General features: G+C 40.8%; 3 protein-coding genes. All 3 read left to right on the top strand.

The window, feature by feature from the left end; all coding sequences use genetic code 11:
- The first annotated feature begins 65 nt into the window (after positions 1-65).
- The 3 genes from G517_RS0111930 to G517_RS0111940 are packed head-to-tail and all read left to right on the top strand — an operon-like array spanning position 66 to position 1,898.
- The gene (locus tag G517_RS0111930) at positions 66-1,022 is read left to right on the top strand and encodes a type IIL restriction-modification enzyme MmeI (RefSeq protein WP_028304601.1); all 957 of its coding nucleotides are present in this window, start codon (positions 66-68) and stop codon (positions 1,020-1,022) included.
- A gap of 20 nt (positions 1,023-1,042) precedes the next feature.
- A complete protein-coding gene (locus tag G517_RS0111935) occupies positions 1,043-1,261 on the top strand; it encodes a hypothetical protein (protein ID WP_028304602.1) in 219 nt (72 codons plus the stop codon).
- A gap of 37 nt (positions 1,262-1,298) precedes the next feature.
- Positions 1,299-1,898 (top strand): hypothetical protein, encoded by a 600-nt coding sequence (locus tag G517_RS0111940; protein ID WP_028304603.1) that lies wholly within the window; start codon positions 1,299-1,301, stop codon positions 1,896-1,898.
- The last annotated feature ends 122 nt before the right edge of the window (positions 1,899-2,020 follow it).

Genomic DNA, 2,020 nt, shown 5'->3' on the forward strand with positions numbered 1-2,020 from the left:
TATTGCTTATAGCTTCGTTTTGCAGTCATGGTTAACACCTCTCGTTATGAAGAGTTTATCTGTTCTTGAGGTGTCCGGTATATTCAACCAGAACAGGGCAGCCTATTGAAGAAAAGGCTGAAAAAATTAACCCGTATCTTGTTGATGCTGAAGATTCAGTGGCGATCAATCGTTCTAAACCCATTAACACTAAACACCCAATGTGGTTTGGTAATATGCCAATGGACGGCGGACATCTGCTTCTCAATCAAGATGAGAGAGATACCTTGATAAGTTTGTATCCGCAGCTAGAGGTATGGATTAAGCAGCTTGTTGGGGCAAGGGAGTTTTTAAATAATATTCCACGTTATTGCTTATGGTTGGCAGATGCCAGCACGCGGCAGCTTGCCGAACTTGTCAAACTACCTGAGATTAAAGAGCGCATTGATGGTGTTAAACAGATGAGACTTAGCAGCAGTGATGCAGGGACTCGAAAACAAGCAGAAACACCTTGGAAGTTTCGAGATACGAGACTTGCGGATACATATATCCTTGTCCCCAGCGTTTCCTCAGAACGCCGTCCTTATGTGCCTATGGGATTCTTCTCAAAAGATACCATTTCCACCAACCTAAATTTGATTATTCCTGATGCTGATCTTTTTGAATTTGGCGTACTCACCAGCCAAATGCATATGGACTGGATGCGTACAGTTTCAGGTCGCTTAAAAAGTGATTATCGCTATTCTGCCAAACTGGTTTACAACAACTTTCCTTGGCCGAATGTCACGGATAAACAAAAGCAGCAAATTGAAAAACTGGCACAGGCGGTGCTTGATGCCCGTCAAACAGAGCTGGATAAAGACCCGGAAACTTCGTTAGCGGATCTTTATGACCCGGATCTGATGCCGGTGGCGCTGCGAAAAGCGCATACCAAACTCGATAAAGCAGTTGATACGCTGTACCAGCCGAAAGGCTTTAAATCTCCAATGGAACGGGTGCAACATTTATTCAATCTTTATGCGGAAGCCATCAGCAAAGCTTAATTAATAGAACAGAGGTTTTTATGTGTGATCGCCCAACAAGGCTCAGAAAAGCCATTCTTGGTATGACCGCTTTTGATGATACTGCCCCAGAAGTAACGACTGAGGAAGTTCGGCAGCGCTGGGCATTTCTGGGTGCGTCTGGCTATACCCCGTTCGTTATAGCAAAGTTGGCTAATGGCAAGGATGTTGATAAGGATATTTTTGAAAAACTGATGAGGCTGTTACGAAGTCATCTTTAGTTAAGATGGCTTGTAAATAATAGAAGGGATATAACCTGTGGTTGAAATGATTTTATGCAAGTTTATAACAAGAAATGCTATAGAATTAGCCAAGAATCGTAATTACAAAAAGCTATTGGAAAGACTAAAAAATTCTGAAATAAGGCTGAGTGATAGCCAGATAAAAAGCAACGCTCTTTTATCATCTTTCGTCAATACTCAAGAGGCTATTGATAAGGCGGAGTCACAAGAGAAGTTCGATTTTTTGTTGTCGCTTTATATTGATAATCTAAAAAGTGAGAGTTTTTTTGATAATGCTGATCTGTATAATGAAACCATTAAAGCCTTGGGAGATATGACTTGCAGAGAAATAACTTTCGTTTATCTTTTAGATGATTATTTACGAAAAAACAAAGAAGAAGAAAATAAATTTATAGAATTCAATGATGGTATTGAGGATATGTTCTATGAAAAATTAAAACTAGATCATGGATCGCTAGAAGCAATGACAAGGCGGCTCTATAGAACAGGCTTTGTTTCAAGTGTGACAACTATTGATGGTGGTATTTGGCCGAGGTTAACACCTCTATACAAGGGGGTTCTTGACTTTATTCATCAAGAATGGAATCGCTCTGGATTTAATAGTGACAAGTTATGAAGGCCACCATAACTCCACCAATGGATTGGAGGGTGTTCATAGTTCTGTGTCACCCATTGCTTACAGATCTACGTAACCGTCGATCCGTCCTTCGAAGTGGATGCTCAGCTGCGATAGCGTCA

This window comes from Oceanospirillum maris DSM 6286 (assembly GCF_000422865.1).
In the GTDB taxonomy this organism is placed as follows: Bacteria; Pseudomonadota; Gammaproteobacteria; order Pseudomonadales; family Halomonadaceae; genus Oceanospirillum; species Oceanospirillum maris.